22 protein-coding genes are annotated in these 16,947 nt (G+C 58.6%); 10 read left to right on the top strand and 12 right to left on the bottom strand.

What is annotated here, in order from left to right; all coding sequences use genetic code 11:
- Window positions 1-110: 110 nt before the first annotated feature.
- The 8 genes from ACOYXE_RS04450 to ACOYXE_RS04485 all read right to left on the bottom strand — a co-directional run bounded on the left by ACOYXE_RS04450 (window position 111) and on the right by ACOYXE_RS04485 (window position 4,809).
- Window positions 111-1,112, bottom strand: coding sequence for a glutathione S-transferase family protein (locus ACOYXE_RS04450; protein WP_460927899.1), 1,002 nt, complete (start codon window positions 1,110-1,112; stop codon window positions 111-113).
- Between the two features lie 91 nt (window positions 1,113-1,203).
- Window positions 1,204-2,205 carry a glycosyl transferase family protein gene (locus ACOYXE_RS04455; RefSeq protein WP_460927901.1) on the bottom strand — a complete coding sequence of 334 codons (1,002 nt, stop codon included), beginning with the start codon at window positions 2,203-2,205 and terminating at the stop codon, window positions 1,204-1,206.
- Entirely contained in the window at window positions 2,202-2,537 is a 336-nt protein-coding gene (locus tag ACOYXE_RS04460; protein ID WP_160058610.1) for a TusE/DsrC/DsvC family sulfur relay protein, read from the bottom strand. The genes ACOYXE_RS04455 and ACOYXE_RS04460 overlap by 4 nt, the downstream gene beginning before the upstream one ends.
- Entirely contained in the window at window positions 2,534-2,827 is a 294-nt protein-coding gene (tusB, locus tag ACOYXE_RS04465; protein WP_160058609.1) for a sulfurtransferase complex subunit TusB, read from the bottom strand. The genes ACOYXE_RS04460 and tusB overlap by 4 nt, the downstream gene beginning before the upstream one ends.
- Window positions 2,827-3,183 carry a sulfurtransferase complex subunit TusC gene (gene tusC / locus ACOYXE_RS04470; protein ID WP_160058608.1) on the bottom strand — a complete coding sequence of 119 codons (357 nt, stop codon included), beginning with the start codon at window positions 3,181-3,183 and terminating at the stop codon, window positions 2,827-2,829. The genes tusB and tusC overlap by 1 nt, the downstream gene beginning before the upstream one ends.
- A gap of 1 nt (window position 3,184) precedes the next feature.
- Window positions 3,185-3,577 carry a sulfurtransferase complex subunit TusD gene (tusD, locus tag ACOYXE_RS04475; RefSeq protein ID WP_460927904.1) on the bottom strand — a complete coding sequence of 131 codons (393 nt, stop codon included), beginning with the start codon at window positions 3,575-3,577 and terminating at the stop codon, window positions 3,185-3,187.
- A 172-nt stretch (window positions 3,578-3,749) separates the two neighbouring features.
- Window positions 3,750-4,454, bottom strand: a complete 705-nt coding sequence (locus tag ACOYXE_RS04480; RefSeq protein WP_160058606.1) for a YoaK family protein — start codon at window positions 4,452-4,454, stop codon at window positions 3,750-3,752.
- Between the two features lie 25 nt (window positions 4,455-4,479).
- Window positions 4,480-4,809, bottom strand: a complete 330-nt coding sequence (locus ACOYXE_RS04485; RefSeq protein ID WP_460927906.1) for a DUF6388 family protein — start codon at window positions 4,807-4,809, stop codon at window positions 4,480-4,482.
- 134 nt (window positions 4,810-4,943) lie between these two features.
- On the opposite strand from ACOYXE_RS04485, the gene ACOYXE_RS04490 reads away from it, so the two are divergent.
- Window positions 4,944-5,294, top strand: coding sequence for a hypothetical protein (locus ACOYXE_RS04490; RefSeq protein ID WP_160058604.1), 351 nt, complete (start codon window positions 4,944-4,946; stop codon window positions 5,292-5,294).
- Between the two features lie 116 nt (window positions 5,295-5,410).
- Here ACOYXE_RS04490 and ACOYXE_RS04495 read toward each other — a convergent pair whose 3' ends face one another.
- Window positions 5,411-5,836, bottom strand: a complete 426-nt coding sequence (locus ACOYXE_RS04495; protein WP_160058603.1) for a GNAT family N-acetyltransferase — start codon at window positions 5,834-5,836, stop codon at window positions 5,411-5,413.
- Window positions 5,837-5,984: 148 nt separating this feature from the next.
- On the opposite strand from ACOYXE_RS04495, the gene ACOYXE_RS04500 reads away from it, so the two are divergent.
- The 4 genes from ACOYXE_RS04500 (at window position 5,985) to ACOYXE_RS04515 (ending at window position 9,067) form a co-directional block, all read left to right on the top strand.
- The gene (locus tag ACOYXE_RS04500) at window positions 5,985-6,422 is read left to right on the top strand and encodes a hemerythrin domain-containing protein (protein ID WP_160058602.1); all 438 of its coding nucleotides are present in this window, start codon (window positions 5,985-5,987) and stop codon (window positions 6,420-6,422) included.
- Between the two features lie 221 nt (window positions 6,423-6,643).
- Window positions 6,644-7,279 (top strand): lytic polysaccharide monooxygenase auxiliary activity family 9 protein, encoded by a 636-nt coding sequence (locus ACOYXE_RS04505; RefSeq protein WP_405123335.1) that lies wholly within the window; start codon window positions 6,644-6,646, stop codon window positions 7,277-7,279.
- A gap of 43 nt (window positions 7,280-7,322) precedes the next feature.
- Window positions 7,323-8,381, top strand: coding sequence for a chitinase (locus tag ACOYXE_RS04510; RefSeq protein WP_460927910.1), 1,059 nt, complete (start codon window positions 7,323-7,325; stop codon window positions 8,379-8,381).
- Window positions 8,382-8,476: 95 nt separating this feature from the next.
- Window positions 8,477-9,067, top strand: coding sequence for an NUDIX domain-containing protein (locus tag ACOYXE_RS04515; RefSeq protein ID WP_397481357.1), 591 nt, complete (start codon window positions 8,477-8,479; stop codon window positions 9,065-9,067).
- Window positions 9,068-9,161: 94 nt separating this feature from the next.
- On the opposite strand, the gene ACOYXE_RS04520 is transcribed toward ACOYXE_RS04515, so the two are convergent.
- Complete coding sequence (locus ACOYXE_RS04520) at window positions 9,162-9,677, bottom strand: methylated-DNA--[protein]-cysteine S-methyltransferase (protein WP_405123339.1); 516 nt, start codon at window positions 9,675-9,677, stop codon at window positions 9,162-9,164.
- Between the two features lie 155 nt (window positions 9,678-9,832).
- Here ACOYXE_RS04520 and ggt point away from each other — a divergent pair, with 155 nt between their 5' ends.
- From ggt to ACOYXE_RS04535, 3 genes are all read left to right on the top strand, one after another.
- Window positions 9,833-11,560 (top strand): gamma-glutamyltransferase, encoded by a 1,728-nt coding sequence (ggt, locus tag ACOYXE_RS04525; protein ID WP_405123340.1) that lies wholly within the window; start codon window positions 9,833-9,835, stop codon window positions 11,558-11,560.
- A 66-nt stretch (window positions 11,561-11,626) separates the two neighbouring features.
- Window positions 11,627-12,160, top strand: a complete 534-nt coding sequence (locus ACOYXE_RS04530) for a cysteine hydrolase family protein (protein WP_460927913.1) — start codon at window positions 11,627-11,629, stop codon at window positions 12,158-12,160.
- Window positions 12,161-12,358: 198 nt separating this feature from the next.
- Complete coding sequence (locus ACOYXE_RS04535) at window positions 12,359-13,378, top strand: lysozyme inhibitor LprI family protein (protein ID WP_460927914.1); 1,020 nt, start codon at window positions 12,359-12,361, stop codon at window positions 13,376-13,378.
- Window positions 13,379-13,426: 48 nt separating this feature from the next.
- Here the strand turns inward: ACOYXE_RS04535 and ACOYXE_RS04540 are convergent, their stop codons facing one another.
- Window positions 13,427-14,071: a TetR/AcrR family transcriptional regulator gene (locus ACOYXE_RS04540; RefSeq protein WP_405123341.1), complete on the bottom strand. Its 645-nt coding sequence runs from the start codon at window positions 14,069-14,071 to the stop codon at window positions 13,427-13,429.
- A gap of 143 nt (window positions 14,072-14,214) precedes the next feature.
- Between ACOYXE_RS04540 and ACOYXE_RS04545 the strand changes: the two genes are divergently transcribed.
- The gene (locus tag ACOYXE_RS04545) at window positions 14,215-14,673 is read left to right on the top strand and encodes a GNAT family N-acetyltransferase (RefSeq protein WP_460927917.1); all 459 of its coding nucleotides are present in this window, start codon (window positions 14,215-14,217) and stop codon (window positions 14,671-14,673) included.
- On the opposite strand, the gene ACOYXE_RS04550 is transcribed toward ACOYXE_RS04545, so the two are convergent.
- Window positions 14,664-14,972, bottom strand: coding sequence for a DUF7693 family protein (locus tag ACOYXE_RS04550; protein WP_460927919.1), 309 nt, complete (start codon window positions 14,970-14,972; stop codon window positions 14,664-14,666). The two genes, ACOYXE_RS04545 and ACOYXE_RS04550, sit on opposite strands and share 10 nt — an antisense overlap.
- Window positions 14,973-15,128: 156 nt before the next feature.
- Here ACOYXE_RS04550 and ACOYXE_RS04555 point away from each other — a divergent pair, with 156 nt between their 5' ends.
- Window positions 15,129-16,574: a SulP family inorganic anion transporter gene (locus ACOYXE_RS04555; protein ID WP_405123342.1), complete on the top strand. Its 1,446-nt coding sequence runs from the start codon at window positions 15,129-15,131 to the stop codon at window positions 16,572-16,574.
- The last annotated feature ends 373 nt before the right edge of the window (window positions 16,575-16,947 follow it).

Genomic DNA, 16,947 nt, shown 5'->3' on the forward strand with positions numbered 1-16,947 from the left:
AGTCGCCCCATTCGCGAGCAAGCTCGCTCCCACAGGGGATTTGTGAACGACACATATCCAGTGTGGGAGCGAGCTTGCTCGCGAAGAGGCCTTCCAAAACCCTATAACTCTCAACCTTTTCGCCAAACCCCTTTGCCGCTCAACCGCGCTCGATCATGGGCCACAGTGAAATCCTGCGCCGGCCCCTTCGGCACAACACCCGTCGGGTTGATCGTCTTGTGACTGCCGTAGTAGTGGTTCTTGATGTGCTGGAAATCCACCGTCTCGGCAATTCCCGGGAACTGATACACCTCACGCAGCCAGTTCGACAGATTCGGGTAATCGGCAATCCGCCGCAGGTTGCACTTGAAGTGCCCGTGATACACCGCGTCGAAACGAATCATCGTGGTGAACAGGCGGATGTCCGCTTCGGTCAGGTATTCCCCCGACAAGCAGCGATTGGCACCCAGAAGACGCTCCAGATAATCTAGCTCGGCAAACACCTCATCGAACGCTTCTTCATAAGCCTGTTGCGACGTCGCAAAGCCGGCGCGGTACACGCCGTTGTTCACGGCCGGGTAGATTCGCTCGTTCAACACGTCGATTTCACTGCGTAATGGTGCCGGGTAGAAATCCAGATCATTGCCGGTCAACTCATCGAACGCACTGTTGAACATGCGGATGATTTCCGCCGATTCATTGCTGACGATGCGCTTGAGCTTTATGTCCCACAGCACCGGTACGGTGACGCGCCCGGTGTAATCGGCAGTGTCGGCGGTGTAGCGCTGATGCATGAATTCAAAGCCATCAAGCTTGTCGCCCGTCGAGCCAAGTGCTCTGTCGAAGGTCCAGCCGTTCTCCAGCATCAACCAACTGACCACCGAAACGTCGATCAGATTTTCCAGACCTTTGAGCTTGCGCAGGATCAGCGTGCGATGCGCCCATGGACAGGCGAGAGAAACGTAGAGGTGATAGCGTCCGGCTTCCGCGGCATAACCGCCTTCACCGCTCGGGCCAGGCTGGCCATCAGCGGTGACCCAGTTGCGGCGTTTTGCCTGTTCACGCTGGAACGCGCCGTCCTTGCTGCTTTCGTACCACTTGTCCTGCCAGTGGCCATCGACGAGTAAACCCATGATCAAGACTCCGTAAACCAATAATCTTTGGAGTCGAGTCTATTCCGATGAGTTCGAACAAAAAGCGCAAAGATCGGGCGTGAATGATCGGTTAAATCGATTTGTTCCGCGCGGCCCAGTACTGCTCGGCGGTTGCGAAAGCTTGCTCACGGTTTTGACCTAGGCCGCGCAAGGCCAGCGCCATGGTCGCAATCAGGGCCATTTGCGGGTAACTGTCAACCACCTCGCCACGCCACACGGCTTTCAGATGTTCAACGTTCAAGGTCGCGGGTTTGACGTGGCGCTGCGCCGACAACTGAGGCCATTCCTCGTCCCAGCTCTCGCCACCGGTGGTGCCGTAGAGGTGACTGTCGGCATCCGGGTTGATCTCGATTTCGCCGCCGTCGCCCTTGACCACAATCGCCGTGTCGCCAAGCAAACCACTGGCATCGCGATGCACTGCCTGATAGCCAGGATGGAAAATGCTCTGCAGCCCACAACGCGCGCCCAATGGATTGAGAATCCGTGCCAGCGAATGAATCGGCGAACGCAGGCCGAGGGTGTTGCGCAGGTCGATCATCTTTTGCAGTTGCGGAGCCCAGTCCACCAGCGGCATGAACGCCAGCCCGCCGTTGTCCAGTGCCGTGCCGACCTGTTGCCAGGTGCGGCACAACGGAATGTTCAACTCGACGAGCAATTGCTCGCTGTACAGACGCCCGGCCGTGTGTGCGCCGCCGCCGTGCATGAAGATGCGCATGCCATTTTGCGCCAGGCATTTGGCTGCCAGCAGATACCACGGTAGATGGCGCTTCTTGCCGGCATAGGTCGGCCAGTCCAGATCGACGTTCAGCGCCGGTGCCTGCAAGCGTTCGCGCAGCGCTTCGGTGAAACCGGCCATCTCCTCGGCACTTTCTTCCTTGTGCCGCAGCAACATCAGGAACGCGCCGAGCTGGGTGTCCTCAACCTTGTCGTCGAGCACCAGGCCCATGGCTTCGCGGGCCTCTTCGCGGGTCAGGTCGCGCGCGCCGCGTTTGCCCTTGCCGAGAATGCGCACGAATTGAGCGAACGGGTGTTCAGCAGGTGTTTCGAGGGTCAGCGCTGGAAAGTCGGTCATAAGCAATTCGTCGGTTTGGGCAGGCCCGCCAGTTTCGCGGCGAGTTTGGCAGGGGTGCCTTTGAACAGTCGGTTCAGGTGCAGGCTGTTGCCTTTGTCCGGGCCGAGTTTCAACGCGGTGTACTTGATCAACGGGCGGGTGGCCGGGGACAACTGGAATTCGGCGTAGAAGCTGCGCAGCAGTTCGAGGACTTCCCAGTGTTCGGGCGTCAAATCGATGCCTTCGGCGGCGGCGAGGGCGCTGGCGACATCAGCCGACCAGTCACTCAGATCGACGAGAAAGCCGTCCTTGTCCAGTTCGATGGCGCGGGCGCCGACGGTCATGGAGTTCATAGCCAGCTGTTGACCTTGTCGTGGTGGATCGACAGTTCGACGAAGGCCGGATAATCAATGGCCTCGACCCAGTCCGGCACTGCGATGGCGCGCGCCTGTGCATCTTCGACCAGAACGAACAATTTGATCTGGCGGCTTTGCAAAGCGCTAAACGGTGCGGTGCCCGCTTGCAATGCATAGACCGCGTCGCCGGACAGCAGCAAGGCATCAGTACTGCCGATCAGGCGCAGGCAACTGGTCAGACGATCGTCGCCAAAAGGGGAGTGAGACAACACATGCAAAGTCGACATCAGAGGGTGATCACCTGGTCGTAACGGTCGATAAGGGCGATGATTTGCTCGGCGGCGAGCGGCTGCGCTTCGTCCAGCGACAGATTGTTCAGTCCGCGAGTGCTGGCGCTGTCGGCGCAATAGAACAGCTCTTCGACCCCAAACATCGGCAGCGCCTGCAGGTTGGCGCTGAGGTCTTTCTGCTGCAGGGCCTTGGCGTTTTGCCCGGCGCTGAGTTGCAGCACGCCGTCATCGAGAAACAGCAAACCGATCGGTAGATCGAACGCGCCGCCGGCCAGCACAATGTCCAGTGCTTCGCGGGCACCGGGGCCAGACCATGGCGATTGGCGGCTGATGAGCAACAGGGATTTAGCCATCTCACGCACCTCCGAAGCAGATCAGGCGATCGGCATCTTGTACTACGTCATGCAACTGGCCGAGACCGGACAATTCCCACGGCGCACTGACGGAGACGGCGTCACGCTGATAGCGCTTGGCTTCTTCAGCATTCAGCGCACCACGGCGCAGGGCCGCAGCTATGCACACCACACCGTCCAGCTTCTGTTCGCTGATGAAGGTGCGCCATTGTTTGGGCAGGTCGAGTTCGTCCTGCGGCGTGACCACCGCATCGGAAGCGTTATAAACGCCATCCTGATAGAAAAACAGCCGGACAATCTCATGCCCGCCGGCCAGCGCAGCCTGCGCAAACAGCAGGGCGCGGCGCGAGGAGGGCGCATGGGCGGCGGAAAACAGCGCGATGGCGAACTTCATGACGGACTCGATCAGCAAAACTGCGGCCATGATAAAGCTTTATCGCGACAGCCGCGAAACCTTGTAGGCCTTCGCCTGCTCGCGATAGCGGTCTGTCAGCTGGTGAAGATGAAGTATGTGCCGGCGCCTTCGCGAGCAGGCTCGCTCCTTGAGAGACTTTTGTTGTCCTCGGTTAGCGCGGCATATAGCCCAGTTGCCAGCGCCGCGGGATTTTCAGCGAGAGCAGCCCGATCATCGCCGCCAGAAACCCGCTGACAAACATCGCCTTCAGTCCCAAATGATGTTCCAGCACCGCCCCCAGAATCGCGCCGATAAACATCCCGCTCCAGGGCACCAGTTGCACTCGCCAGCCGCTGCGCCGCTCGCCGAGCATCCAGCGACCCAATCCACGGCCGAACCGCGACAACGCGCCAGTCACGTAAGTCAGCCCGACCGGCAAGCCATTCACTTCTTCGACCGCCGCGTTGAGCATGCCCATCGCAATGATTGCCGCCATCAGCGCTGGCAGTTGTGTGTCGAATGGCCAGACAGCCGCCGCGCACAGCAGGGTGGCGATACACAGCAGCAGCGGCAGCGCTCGTCTTCCACCGAAACGTGCGACAACGACTCCCAGGGCATTACCGACGATAAAAGTCGCGACGAGGATCAACAGACGTGCGGTCAACCCGACGTCGCCATCGCTGATCGCCACGGCGAGTCGGGTGGTATTGCCGCTCATGAACGAGACGAAGTCGCCGCTGGCCATAAAGCCGATGGCGTCGGTCATCCCGGCCAGTACCGAGAGGCTGGCAACCAGCGCCAGACCCACCCGTCCACGCCACTTTTGCGTGTGCAGATGGCCGGGGCTGGCGCGGTGAGTCGAGGCGGATGGGAGCATGAGTGGCGGTGTCCTTTCGCGGCGGTTACGGTTCTATGCCATACAGATCGCAATATTCCAGCCAATCCATTCCGGCCATCTCCGCGACTTCACGATGTACGTCCAAGCGCTGCGCCTGATACTCCTCAGGTGAGTCAGCGGTCAGTTGCAAGGTCAACTCCCAGGCGAACAACCCGAGACTTTCTGCCTCGGCCTCAAACGCTTCATGCAGTCGTTCTTCGCGATACTGCGCTTGAGTTTCACCCTTGGCCTGAGCCAGCAACGGGTTGAGGTGATCGAGGGTTTCGCGCAGTTCGGGACGCGCGTCGAGAAATATTTTCAGAGCATGTTCATGTCGCTGGTCGGTAGGCGCCATGGGTTTTCCTTGTGAGGCTGATGACCTTAGGTTGCCGCAGCGGCTTGCGCGTGTCGCGCTATAAATGCAGTAAAGCAGAACGATTTCTGCTGCTGCGGTGATACAGTCTGCTTTTTTCTGAATGAGCGAATGCAATGCGAATTCTGATGGTGGCGCTGGCAGCGATGCTGCTGGCCGGTTGCGCCGGTTCGGTGATGGACGATGCTCGCACCAAAGCCCCCTATAAAGTACTGACTTCGGACAAAGCCGAGAAAGTCGTCGCCCAGTGTGTGCAGTTCGGCTGGCAGGACGAAGCGGTGTTCGGCGTGGATGCGGCAGCATATCTGGAACCGCGCAAATCGGGCGGGACGACGGTGTATACCCGTTCGGCGGAGTCGTTTGTCGACGTGATCACTGAAGCTTCCGGCACGACGCTGAATTACTACGCGCAGAAGGATGACTTTGTCGCCAAGCGCCGGTTGGCGGCGTTGGCGACCTGCCTCTGATCATGTGTTGACGCGGCTGTCGGCATCGTCGGAACGCCGCCCGGAGCAGGCACACTCCTACAGTGGAATGCATTCCAAATGTGGGAGCGAGCCTGCTCGCGAAGGGGCCGGTACATTCAACCTAAAAGTCGCTTCTGGAAAAAATGCCGTTTGTGCCCCGGCGGATAATCGACGATTTCCCCAAACTGGCTATACCCCAGCTTCTTGTAGAACTCTGGCGCCTGAAAGTCGAACGTGTCGAGCCATGCGCCAATGCAGCCTTTTTCCCGCGCCAGCTCTTCGGCCATGTGCATCAGCTTCGAGCCAATTCCCTGGCCCCGGCCTGCTTCAGGCACTGACAGTAAATCAATGAACAACCACTGGCAGACCAGTCGGCCATAAAGTCCGCCCAGAATCTTGTCGTGATCATCGCGCACCAGCAGGGTGAGCGGCTCTGATACCGCGATCCCGGCCTTGGCCACGTTATAGGCATGCAGGGGCGCCAGAATGGCCTGGCGTTCTTCTTCTGTGGAATGTTGCGAGAGCTCGATGCGCAAGTTCATGCAGGACTTCCTTGTGGTTTGAATCCGCAGCCTATCCTGCCCGACGCCTGTCTTCCAAGCCCTGCCTCAACCCGGTGGAACTGCCGCTCTCACGTCGGGGTCTAGCCTTTACAGCGTCATTCCAGCACGCGGTTGATGAGGATCCCCCATGAATATTTTCGAAGCCCTTCGCGAAAGCCATGACCGCCAGCGTACTTACGCCGAAAACCTGATCAAGACCAGCGGTGACACCCCGGAGCGGGTTGAGGCTTATAAGTTGTTGAAAGCCGAATTGCAGGCCCACGAAACGGCCGAAGAGCGTCACTTCTACATTCCGTTGATGGAGCTTGATGACGGTGTCGATCTGAGCCGCCATGCCATCTCGGAACACCATGAAATGGACGAGATGATGGAAGAACTCGACGAGACCGAGATGTCCAGTCCGGCGTGGTTGGCAACCGCGAAGAAGCTGTCGGACAAGGTTCATCATCATTTGAAAGAAGAAGAGCAGAAGTTCTTCCAGATGGCCGGCAAATTGCTCAACGAAAAACAGAAAGTACAACTCGCCGGACAATACGAAAAGGAGTTCCAGGCACAGTTGCCATGAGTACTGAATGGCAGTTTTTGCAGCATTGGCGTGTAATCTTTTGGCGTCGTCTCGGGTGGGCGTTATCGTAATTGACTGTATATCCATCCAGTATTTGCGGTGTTTTCACGTTTTGAAGCCGCCGACTGCGACAAAACCGCCGATGGACAAAAAATCCGTCTCCGTTAGCTTGAAGGCCTCTCCTCGGAATGGAGAGTTCTTAAATCAACGGAGTGAAAAAAATGAATCAACCACAAACCCAAACCCAACTGCGACACGGTCGTGTCATTTCCCCTGCAAGCCGCGGTGCGGTAGCGATCGAGCAAGGATTGCTCGGCGCTTGGCAGGTCAACGAAATGGAAGGCGGGAAGAATTTCCCGGCACTGGCAGCGGGGCCGTTTCCGGCGCCTTACCAGAGTGATTCGGACAGTGTCACGCCACCGGCCGATGGCTACATTCTTAGCGGTGGCAAGAGCGATGCCCGTGATTGCGTTAACTTCACCAATGACGAAATGAGCAAAAAACTCGCTCGTCCGTTCACCTGGCCGCTGCTCAATGTCACCCCGGGGCAGACCCTCGAAATCAAATGGGAATACACCGCGCCGCACACCACCCGTGGTTACCGCTGGCTGATCACCAAGGATGGCTGGGACCCGAAACAACGCATCAGCCGCGCGCAACTTGAAGCGCAACCGTTCTTCGAGGACTTCTACACTCAGGTGCCTTATTACAGCTACCCGAATGAGCTGAAGGCCAAGGTCAATCACGCGGTGAAACTGCCAGCCAACAAAAAAGGCCATCACGTGATCGTGCTGATGTGGATCGTCGCCAACACCGGCAACGCCTTCTATCAGGCCTTCGACGTCGACTTCAAATAACGGCGCAGCGTCGTCAAACCCACACGTTCTGAAGGATTAGAACATGTCAAACATCGACTTTTCTTTAATGCAAAATCCGGCGAGCGATGCCGCCTCGCTGATGCCGAGCATTGCCGGCAAAAAAATCCTTATGGGCTTCTGGCACAACTGGCCAGCGGGGCCGAGCGATGGTTATCGCCAGGGTCGCTTTGCCAGCCTCTCGCTGGAGGAAGTGCCCAAGGAGTACAACGTCGTTGCAGTAGCCTTCATGAAGGGCAGCGGCATTCCGACCTTCAAGCCGTTCAACGTGTCCGATGCCGAGTTCCGCCGCCAGGTCGGCGTGCTCAACAGTCAGGGTCGGGCCGTGCTGATTTCCCTCGGCGGTGCCGACGCGCACATCGAGTTGCGCAGCGGCCAGGAACAGCCACTGGCCAATGAAATCATCCGTCTGGTGGAAACCTATGGCTTCGACGGACTGGACATCGATCTTGAACAGAGCGCGATTGATTTCGCTGCCAACAAGACCGTCCTGCCGGCCGCGCTGAAACGAGTCAAGGATCACTACGCAGGCCAGGGCAAGCATTTCATCATCAGCATGGCCCCGGAGTTTCCATACCTGACCAGCACCGGAAAATACCTGAGCTACCTGCAGGCACTGGAAGGCTACTACGACTTCATCGCCCCGCAGTTCTACAACCAGGGCGGTGACGGGGTCTGGGTGCCGGAAGCCAACAACGGCGCGGGTGCATGGATTGCGCAGAACAACGATGCGCTGAAGGAGGATTTCCTTTTCTACCTGACCGAAAGCCTCGTGACCGGTACTCGCGGCTTTACCAGAATTCCGGCGGACAAGTTCGTCATCGGCCTGCCGGCCAACAACGATGCGGCGGCCACCGGTTATGTGATCGACAAAACCGTGATCGGGAATGTCCTCAAGTGTCTAGCGATCAAGGGGATACCGATCAAGGGCTTGATGACCTGGTCGGTGAATTGGGACAACGGCACCAGCAAGGATGGCGTGCCGTACAACTGGGAATTCAGTCGGCGTTATGGGCCGTTGATTCACGGGGTCTCTTTCGCCGAGCAGGCTATCGATGACACGCGTTCGCTCATCGCTCGGTAGTTGCAAATAAAGAAGCCCGGTAGCGCTGCCGGGCTTTTTTTGTTCGCGCAATTATTCGACCATGGCTGCTTACTCAGGAAACAGGATCAGGCGTCATGTCCAACACAGCCGAGCGGGTCAATATCGTCGACACTCAGGTGTTGTCCCATGATTGGTATCTGCTGAAGAAAATCACCTTCGACTATCACCGCAACAACGGCGAGTGGCAGCGTCAGACCCGTGAGGTTTACGACCGTGGTAACGGTGCAGCGATTTTGCTGTTCAACCGCGAGCAGCGCACGGTGGTGCTGACCCGGCAGTTTCGTTTGCCGGTGTTCGTCAATGGGCATGATGGGTTGTTGATCGAAGTGGCTGCCGGCTTGCTCGAAGGCGCGGCGCCGGAGCAACGGATTCGCGATGAAGCCGAAGAGGAAACCGGTTATCGCGTGCACGACGTGAAGAAAGTGTTTGAGGCTTACATGAGTCCCGGTTCGGTGACCGAGAAGCTGCACTTTTTCATTGCCGAATACGACGCCGCATCAAAGGTCAGCGACGGTGGTGGTCTGGAAGAGGAGACCGAAGAGCTGGAAGTGCTGGAGTGGCGATTCGATGACGCGTTGGCGGCGTTTCAGCGCGGTGAGATCTGTGACGCCAAGACCATCATGCTGTTGCAGTATGCGGCGATGAATAACCTTTTTGCCCAATAAATCAAAAGATCGCAGCCTTCGGCAGCTCCTACAGGAAAACGCATTCCAGGTAGGAGCTGCCGAAGGCTGCGATTTCTTGATCTGTATTGACTGGCTAAAACAGATCCCCGGTTTTGCCAATTTGCGACCAGTCGCCACCTTCAAGTGTCAGTAAGCGCTCTTTCGCCTCGAGCCCACCGGCAAACCCGGTGAGTTTCCCCGAGGCGCCGATCACCCGATGACACGGCGCCACAATGGAAATCGGGTTGCGTCCGTTGGCGGCGCCTACTGCCCGCACGGCGCTGGGATTGCCGATCAGTTCGGCAATCTGGCTGTAGGTGCGTGTCTCGCCAAATGGAATGGTCAGCAGCGCCGCCCAGACCTTTTTCTGAAAATCCGTGCCGGCGAAATCCAGTTCCAGATCAAAACAGTCACGCGTCCCGGAAAAATACTCTTCAAGTTGTCGAGCCGTTCGAATCAGGATCGGATTGTCGGGTGCCTCACTCATCGGCCCGAGGCGCACGCGGTTCGGTTTGTCGTTTTCCCAGAGGATGGCCGCCAGTCGTGAGCCGTTCGCGACCAGCTTCAGCTCGCCGACGGGCGAGGGCAGGGTGATGAACGTGTAAGGCATGACGGCAGGCTCCGGATCAGGGCGGCAACAGCGCCCAGCATACTGCCTGATCGGGGAGGCGCAATACGCAAAGCCGACCATACTGCTTGGTGCTCTTGACGCGTTCCTCCCCTCTGTTTTGCACAGACCCTGAAAACAAAAAAAGAGATCGACTCATGAAGTACGAACCTTTGGCCAAATCGCTGATAGCGACCTCACTGGCACTCAGCTGTCTCATGGCTCACGCGGCGTCAGTCGCACCGGTTGCCGCCGAAAACGGCATGGTGGTCACCGCGCAACATCTGGCCACCCATGTGGGCGTCGACGTATTGAAAAGTGGCGGCAATGCCGTCGATGCGGCGGTCGCCGTGGGTTACGCACTGGCGGTGGTTTATCCCGCAGCCGGCAACCTCGGTGGTGGCGGCTTTATGACCATTCAACTGGCGGACGGGCGCAAGACCTTCCTCGATTTTCGTGAAAAAGCACCGTTGGCAGCGACGGCCAACATGTACCTCGACAATGAAGGCAACGTCATTCCCGACCTGAGCACCCGTGGGCATTTGGCGGTGGGCGTGCCGGGCACTGTCTCTGGCATGGAACTGGCGCTGAGTAAATACGGGACCAAACCGCGCAAGGAGATGATTGCCCCGGCGATCAAACTGGCGGAAGACGGTTTCGAACTGGAGCAGGGTGACGTCGAGTTGCTGGAGTACGCCACCGACGTGTTCAAGAAGGACATGCGCGATTCCGGCTCGATCTTCCTCAGCAAAGGCGAGCCGATGCAGGTCGGGCAGAAACTGGTGCAGAAGGACCTCGGCAAGACCCTGCGGAGCATTTCCGAAAAAGGCGCCGACGGCTTCTATAAAGGCTGGGTCGCGGATGCGATCGTCACCTCGAGTCAGGCCAACAAAGGCATCATCACCCAGGCCGACCTCGACAAATACAAGACCCGCGAACTGGCGCCGGTGGAATGCGACTACCGTGGCTATCACGTGGTCTCGGCGCCACCGCCAAGCTCCGGCGGCGTGGTGATCTGCCAGATCATGAACATCCTCGAAGGCTATCCGATGAAGGATCTGGGCTTTCATTCGGCTCAGGGCATGCACTATCAGATCGAAGCCATGCGCCACGCGTATGTCGATCGCAACAGCTACCTCGGCGATCCGGATTTCGTCAAAAACCCGATCGAGCACCTGCTGGACAAGAACTACGCGACCAAACTGCGCGATGCCATCCAGCCGCAAAAAGCTGGCGTGTCGGCTGAGCTGAAACCCGGCGTAGCGCCCCATGAAGGCAGCAACACCACCCACTATTCGATCGTCGACAAGTGGGGCAATGCAGTGTCGGTCACCTACACCCTCAACGACTGGTTCGGTGCGGGCGTGATGGCGAGCAAGACCGGGGTGATCCTCAACGATGAAATGGACGACTTCACCTCCAAGGTCGGCGTGCCGAACATGTACGGTCTGGTGCAGGGCGAAGCCAACGCCATCGCCCCGGGCAAGGCACCGCTGTCATCGATGAGCCCGACCATCGTCACCAAGGATGGCAAAGTGGTGATGGTGGTCGGTACGCCGGGTGGCAGCCGCATTATCACGGCGACTTTGCTGACCATGCTCAACGTCATCGACTACGGCATGGGCCTTCAGGAAGCGGTCGATGCACCGCGCTTCCACCAGCAGTGGATGCCGGAGGAAACCAACCTCGAAGACTTCGCCGCCAGCCCGGACACGCGCAAGATCCTCGAGAGCTGGGGACACAAGTTTGCCGGGCCGCAGGACGCCAACCACATCGCCGCAATTCTGGTCGGCGCACCGTCGCTGGGGGGTAAACCGGTCGGCAAAAACCGTTTCTACGGCGCCAATGATCCGCGCCGTAACACAGGCTTGTCACTGGGTTACTGAGGGGCGTAAAAAGGGGGCGGGCTTACGTCCGCCCCTGTCTCAAGGACTGATCAAGGAAGGCTCATCATGACCACCGCGTTATTGATCATCGACGTCCAGCGCGCCCTCTGCTCGGGCGAATACCAGTGCTACGACATTCACCGGGTGATCGACACCATTAACGGTTTAAGCGTCCGGGCGCGCAAGGCTGGCGTGCCGGTGGTGCTGATTCAGCATGAAGAGAAGGAAAGCCCGTTGGCCCATGGCGCCGAAGGCTGGCAACTGGCCGAAGGCCTTGAGACATCGGCTGAAGACCTTCGTGTGCGCAAGACCACCCCGGATTCGTTCTACCAGACCGACTTGCGCAAACTGCTGCCGAGCGAAGATTTCGAAAAACTGGTCATCTGCGGCCTGCAAACCGATTACGGCGTCAACGCCACCGTGCGTCAGGCTCACCAACTGGGTTATGACGTGGTGCTTGTGGCCGACGCCCATTCTACTGTCGACAACGGCAACATGAGCGCCGAAGACATCATTGCCGAACACAATAAGGATCTGGCGCACCTGACCGGCGCTACTGGCCGCATCGACGTCAAACCCGCAGCCGACATCACGTTCTGACCACCCACACAAAACCCTGTGGGAGCGAGCCTGCTCGCGAAGGCAGTGTGTCAGTCGACATTGATCGTGGCTGATCCACCGCTTTCGCGAGCAGGCTCGCTCCCACAGTGATTGCTAAACCCTGATTGCGATGCACATCAGGGATTTTCGCTGGCTGCACTGGCATACTGCGCGCCGTCCGAAGAATGGAATCTCTCGATGTTCGCTCTCTCCCTGCGTCATGCCTTGCTGCTGACCGCCCTTGCGTTTGCCGCTGTCACCCAGGCCAGCAGTTTCGATTGCGCCAGCGCTGCCAGCAAGACTGAAAAAGCCATTTGCGCCGATCCGGATCTCTCGCGACTCGACGAGCAACTCGCGGTGCGCTGGCGTTCCACCCTGAACAAGGCTGCGGACCCGAAAGCGCTTAAAGCGGATCAGCGAGGGTGGCTTAAGCAACGTAATCAATGTGACGATCTGGCTCCCTGTTTACGCCGGCAGTACCTGATGCGTCTCACTGCTCTTGAATACATGGTCAAACCGTTTTCCTGGGACGCCACTTGGCAGCTGATTCCCTGGGGAGTTTCGGAAGGGGCAGAAATCACCACCAGGCGCCAGGATGCTTCTCACATCGCCTTCGACATTTTAGCAGCGAACGGTTCCCACTCGGGTGAACTGGAAGGCGTCGCAACGATAGAGGGGACGCAGGCCCGTTACGAGCAGGGAGAGTGTGTTTTAACCTTCAAGGCCCTGAACGGGGTGATGGATGTGGCACAGGATGGCGCTGATTTCGATTGCGGCGCCGGAATGGGCGTTTACTACGGTGGACGGTATGTTTCATCGAAGCAAACAGTCCTGGTCGACTATGATTTGCTCACGCTGGGTGTGGCACAAACGCAGCGGGAAAACGAAGTGTTGCACACGCTGCTTAAGGGCGACTATCAGACGCTACTGCAAAACTGCGGCTTGAAGATGGACGGTGAGTCCTCTGAAGACGTGCCGAACAGTGAGGTCAGCAACTATTGGGTCCGGGGATTGCCGTCGAGCAACGCGGCGATTGTCATGCGTGCACCGAATGAGCAGTTCTGGATCATAGTCCTGGTGCCCCAGGCTGGGGGTAAAACCCTCGCGCGTTACTACACGAATGTTGCGCAATGGAAAGGGCGCATGCCGGACGTCCTGCAAGCCTGGTATGCAAGTAAAGGCGGGGAAGGCTATATGCCTCTGGATTTCATGCTCTGACCCGCATCAATCCTGCTGGCGTCCGAGGGGCTGTGAAACCACAGCCCCTCAAGTCGCAAACAAAACCCCACGAATCTCGCCTGTGCGCGGCGCTACGACCACGCCCTCCAGCACCATCCGCGTGATCGTCTGCGCCGCTGTTTGATAATCCTCATCCTGCGGCACTTCGCGCCCCATGATCTGGCCCATCTGCCAGCCAATGTTGGTGTACGTGCGCGTCGCCGACCAGATAAACAACATCAAATGTTCAGGATCCACTGGCGCCAACAAACCGCGCTCGATCCAGCTGCGCAGGCATTCAACATTGCGCCGCGCTTCGGCATGCAGCAGATCGCGGCACTCGTCCGGCAACTGTCGACCGCCGAGCAGCAGCTCGCCGCTGAACACCTTGGCAATCGCTGGATGCTCGCGGGCAATCCGGATCCGCGCCGCGACGTAAGCGCGCAGCCCCGTCAGCGGATCATCGCTTTCCCGCAGCACTGCCGAGGCCTCCAGCAGTGGCTCGACAAACCCCAGCAGCACTTTGCCGTAGAGGTTTTCCTTGGTCTGAAAGTAGTAATACAGATTGGCCTTGGGCACGCCGGCACGCGCGGCGATATCGCGGGTCTGGGTGGCGTCGAAGCCGTTGACGGCGAACTCTTCGCTGGCGGCGGCGAGGATCAACTGCTCGTTGCGTACGCGGATGGCGCTCATGGAAACGGAGACTGAATAGACGGCATGAAAAGGTTCTGGCGATTTTGGTTTCGCAATATACAAAACTATATAGCGGTGAAGCCAGCACACTTGACGGACAGCGCTATGCTGTTTCGATCATTGATTGGAAACGGAGCGGGGACATGACCCTTCAGGTACTGCGGGCCGACGTCACTCACCTGGATGCGGTGGCGCAGTTGTTCGACGCCTACCGAGGCTTTTACAAGCAGCCGTCGAACCTTGAGCAATCGCGCGCCTTCATCGCCGAGCGCATGGCCGGCGACGAATCAGCGATTTTTCTCGCTCAGGATGAAAACGGCGAAGCGCTGGGATTCGTGCAGTTATACCCGATGTTTTCGTCCATCGATGCTCACCGCACGTGGCTGCTCAGCGATCTGTTCACCGCACCTGCCGCCCGTGGACGCGGGGTTGGTCGACTGCTGATGAACACTGCGCGGGATTTTGCATCAGAGACGGGCGCCAAAGGACTGATGCTCGAAACCGCAACCGACAACTTTACCGCGCAGGGGCTGTATGAATCATTGGGGTATGTCCGCGATACGGGTTACTACTCCTATTTGCTCGATTTGCGTCAGGGCTGAACAGCCGCCATCAGCATTTGCTCGATCTGCGCCAATTCCCAGGTACTGAGCAAACTCACCGGATCGGTGCCGTAACGCTGCCAGCGCTCTAGCGAGCCTTCTTGTCCATCGCCGTTGCGGGCGCATTCACAGTGGTGTAACCGCCCACCTTCAAAATCCAGCAGCAACAGCCAGCCCTCAATATCGACCGCGACCAGCCCGGCCTCGGCAGGCCGCTCGCAGACTTTGAAAGCGAGCACACCCAGCGCAGCTTCACGCAAACGCTGGCACACCTGGCGGGCGCTCAGAAATGCAGACATGTCGAACTCGATGAATACAGGAGCGCGCCAGCATAAAGCCCGAACCCACAAGTGTCAGCGTTCACTGGCCCGATCCGCGACAATTCCGTAACATCCGCAACCCTCTTTTTCCCGAACACCTGCAGCCGCGCTCGGTGGCTGCTCGATAGGTAAGCCATGAAACCGATTCGTCTGCGCGCTGATGTCCTGGCCGGACTCACCACCTCGTTTGCCCTGTTGCCCGAATGCATTGCGTTCGCGCTGGTGGCCCACCTCAATCCGCTGATGGGCCTGTACGGCGCCTTCATTATCTGCACGCTGACGGCGTTGTTCGGCGGGCGGCCGGGCATGGTCTCCGGCGCGGCGGGTTCGATGGCCGTGGTCATCGTCGCGCTGGTGGTGCAGCACGGCGTGCAGTATTTGCTGGCGACGGTGTTGCTTGGCGGTTTGATCATGATGGCGTTCGGGCTGCTGCGCCTGGGCAAACTGGTGCGCATGGTGCCGCATCCGGTGATGCTCGGCTTCGTCAACGGGCTGGCGATCATCATTGCTTTGGCGCAACTGGAGCATTTCAAGAGCGGTGAAGACTGGCTCAGCGGTACGCCGCTGTACCTGATGACCGGGCTGGTGGCGCTGACCATGGCCATCGTCTACATCCTGCCGCGCCTGACCCGCGCGGTGCCGCCGGCGCTGGTGGCGATCCTCGGCGTCGGTCTGTTGGTCTACCTGTTCGGCCTGCCGACCCGCACCCTTGGCGACATGGCGCACATTGCCGGTGGCTTGCCGACTTTCGCATTGCCGGACATCCCGTGGAATCTTGAAACCCTGCGCATCATCGCGCCTTACGCGATTCTGATGGCGCTGGTCGGTCTGCTGGAAACTCTGTTGACGTTGAATCTCACCGATGAAATCACTGAAACCCGTGGCTATCCGGATCGCGAGTGTGTGGCGCTCGGTGCGGCCAATATGGTCTCGGGTGCGTTCGGCGGTATGGGCGGGTGCGCGATGATCGGCCAGACCGTGATCAACCTCAGTTCTGGCGGGCGCGGGCGTTTGTCTGGCGTGGTCGCTGGCGTGCTGATTCTGTTGTTTATCCTGTTTCTGTCGCCGCTGATTGAGCGTATTCCTTTGGCGGCGCTGGTGGGTGTGATGTTTGTGGTGTCGCAGCAGACTTTTGCCTGGGCGTCGTTGCGGGTGGTGAACAAAGTGCCGCTTAACGATGTGCTGGTGATCATTGCTGTGACCACTATCACGGTGTTCACTGATCTGGCCACCGCTGTGCTCTGCGGAATTATCATTGCCGCGCTTAACTTTGCCTGGCAGCAGGCCCGCGAGTTGTACGCTGATGAGCATCTGGAGGCTGATGGCAGTAAGCTTTATCGTCTGCATGGCACGTTGTTTTTTGCCTCGACTGCGCCGTTTCTCAATCAGTTCGATCCGGCTAATGATCCGGCTCGGGTGACTTTGGATTGTCGGCATTTGAGTTTTGTCGATTATTCGGCGATTGCGGCGTTGAGGACTTTGCGCGAGCGTTATGCCAAGGCGGGGAAGCATTTGCAGGTGTTTCATTTGTCCGAGCGGTGCAAGAAATTGCTGAAGCGGGCGGGTGAGGTGCATCACTGATTATCTGGCTTACTGGGGGCATATCCGTTGCTGCGGGTGTTGCTGATTAGGGTTCCGCCCTTACGGCGGGTCACTTTTTCCAGACGCCGAAAAAGTAACCAAAAAGGCTTGCTCCTACGTGCGGCCCGCTCGCTGGGGCTCGGGGTTCCTTCGCTCCGGGATCCCTCCGGGCGCAGCGCCTACGGTTTGCTTCGCTGCACCTCCTCTCGCTGTGTTTGGCTTCGCCAAACGGTCGCTGCGCTCCCACGCCCGGATGAATCCCTCCACTCAGCCTTCCGACGTCGCCCGTGGATCAAGATCAAGAGCTGCAGCCGAGCTAACGCTCATCCTGTTGAGTGGGGCGGCTTTGCCGCTTGGGTTGTACGCACGTTAA

It is taken from the genome of Pseudomonas sp. MC6 (genome assembly GCF_054790575.1).

Excerpts from the sequence above, each read along its gene's own strand:
- ACOYXE_RS04450 (WP_460927899.1), bottom strand. The coding sequence starts at position 1,112 with ATGGGTTTACTCGTCGATGGCCACTGGCAGGACAAGTGGTACGAAAGC.
- ACOYXE_RS04455 (WP_460927901.1), bottom strand. The coding sequence starts at position 2,205 with ATGACCGACTTTCCAGCGCTGACCCTCGAAACACCTGCTGAACACCCG.
- ACOYXE_RS04460 (WP_160058610.1), bottom strand. The coding sequence starts at position 2,537 with ATGAACTCCATGACCGTCGGCGCCCGCGCCATCGAACTGGACAAGGAC.
- tusB (WP_160058609.1), bottom strand. The coding sequence starts at position 2,827 with ATGTCGACTTTGCATGTGTTGTCTCACTCCCCTTTTGGCGACGATCGT.
- tusC (WP_160058608.1), bottom strand. The coding sequence starts at position 3,183 with ATGGCTAAATCCCTGTTGCTCATCAGCCGCCAATCGCCATGGTCTGGC.
- tusD (WP_460927904.1), bottom strand. The coding sequence starts at position 3,577 with ATGAAGTTCGCCATCGCGCTGTTTTCCGCCGCCCATGCGCCCTCCTCG.
- ACOYXE_RS04480 (WP_160058606.1), bottom strand. The coding sequence starts at position 4,454 with ATGCTCCCATCCGCCTCGACTCACCGCGCCAGCCCCGGCCATCTGCAC.
- ACOYXE_RS04485 (WP_460927906.1), bottom strand. The coding sequence starts at position 4,809 with ATGGCGCCTACCGACCAGCGACATGAACATGCTCTGAAAATATTTCTC.
- ACOYXE_RS04490 (WP_160058604.1), top strand. The coding sequence starts at position 4,944 with ATGCGAATTCTGATGGTGGCGCTGGCAGCGATGCTGCTGGCCGGTTGC.
- ACOYXE_RS04495 (WP_160058603.1), bottom strand. The coding sequence starts at position 5,836 with ATGAACTTGCGCATCGAGCTCTCGCAACATTCCACAGAAGAAGAACGC.
- ACOYXE_RS04500 (WP_160058602.1), top strand. The coding sequence starts at position 5,985 with ATGAATATTTTCGAAGCCCTTCGCGAAAGCCATGACCGCCAGCGTACT.
- ACOYXE_RS04505 (WP_405123335.1), top strand. The coding sequence starts at position 6,644 with ATGAATCAACCACAAACCCAAACCCAACTGCGACACGGTCGTGTCATT.
- ACOYXE_RS04510 (WP_460927910.1), top strand. The coding sequence starts at position 7,323 with ATGTCAAACATCGACTTTTCTTTAATGCAAAATCCGGCGAGCGATGCC.
- ACOYXE_RS04515 (WP_397481357.1), top strand. The coding sequence starts at position 8,477 with ATGTCCAACACAGCCGAGCGGGTCAATATCGTCGACACTCAGGTGTTG.
- ACOYXE_RS04520 (WP_405123339.1), bottom strand. The coding sequence starts at position 9,677 with ATGCCTTACACGTTCATCACCCTGCCCTCGCCCGTCGGCGAGCTGAAG.
- ggt (WP_405123340.1), top strand. The coding sequence starts at position 9,833 with ATGAAGTACGAACCTTTGGCCAAATCGCTGATAGCGACCTCACTGGCA.
- ACOYXE_RS04530 (WP_460927913.1), top strand. The coding sequence starts at position 11,627 with ATGACCACCGCGTTATTGATCATCGACGTCCAGCGCGCCCTCTGCTCG.
- ACOYXE_RS04535 (WP_460927914.1), top strand. The coding sequence starts at position 12,359 with ATGTTCGCTCTCTCCCTGCGTCATGCCTTGCTGCTGACCGCCCTTGCG.
- ACOYXE_RS04540 (WP_405123341.1), bottom strand. The coding sequence starts at position 14,071 with ATGAGCGCCATCCGCGTACGCAACGAGCAGTTGATCCTCGCCGCCGCC.
- ACOYXE_RS04545 (WP_460927917.1), top strand. The coding sequence starts at position 14,215 with ATGACCCTTCAGGTACTGCGGGCCGACGTCACTCACCTGGATGCGGTG.
- ACOYXE_RS04550 (WP_460927919.1), bottom strand. The coding sequence starts at position 14,972 with ATGTCTGCATTTCTGAGCGCCCGCCAGGTGTGCCAGCGTTTGCGTGAA.
- ACOYXE_RS04555 (WP_405123342.1), top strand. The coding sequence starts at position 15,129 with ATGAAACCGATTCGTCTGCGCGCTGATGTCCTGGCCGGACTCACCACC.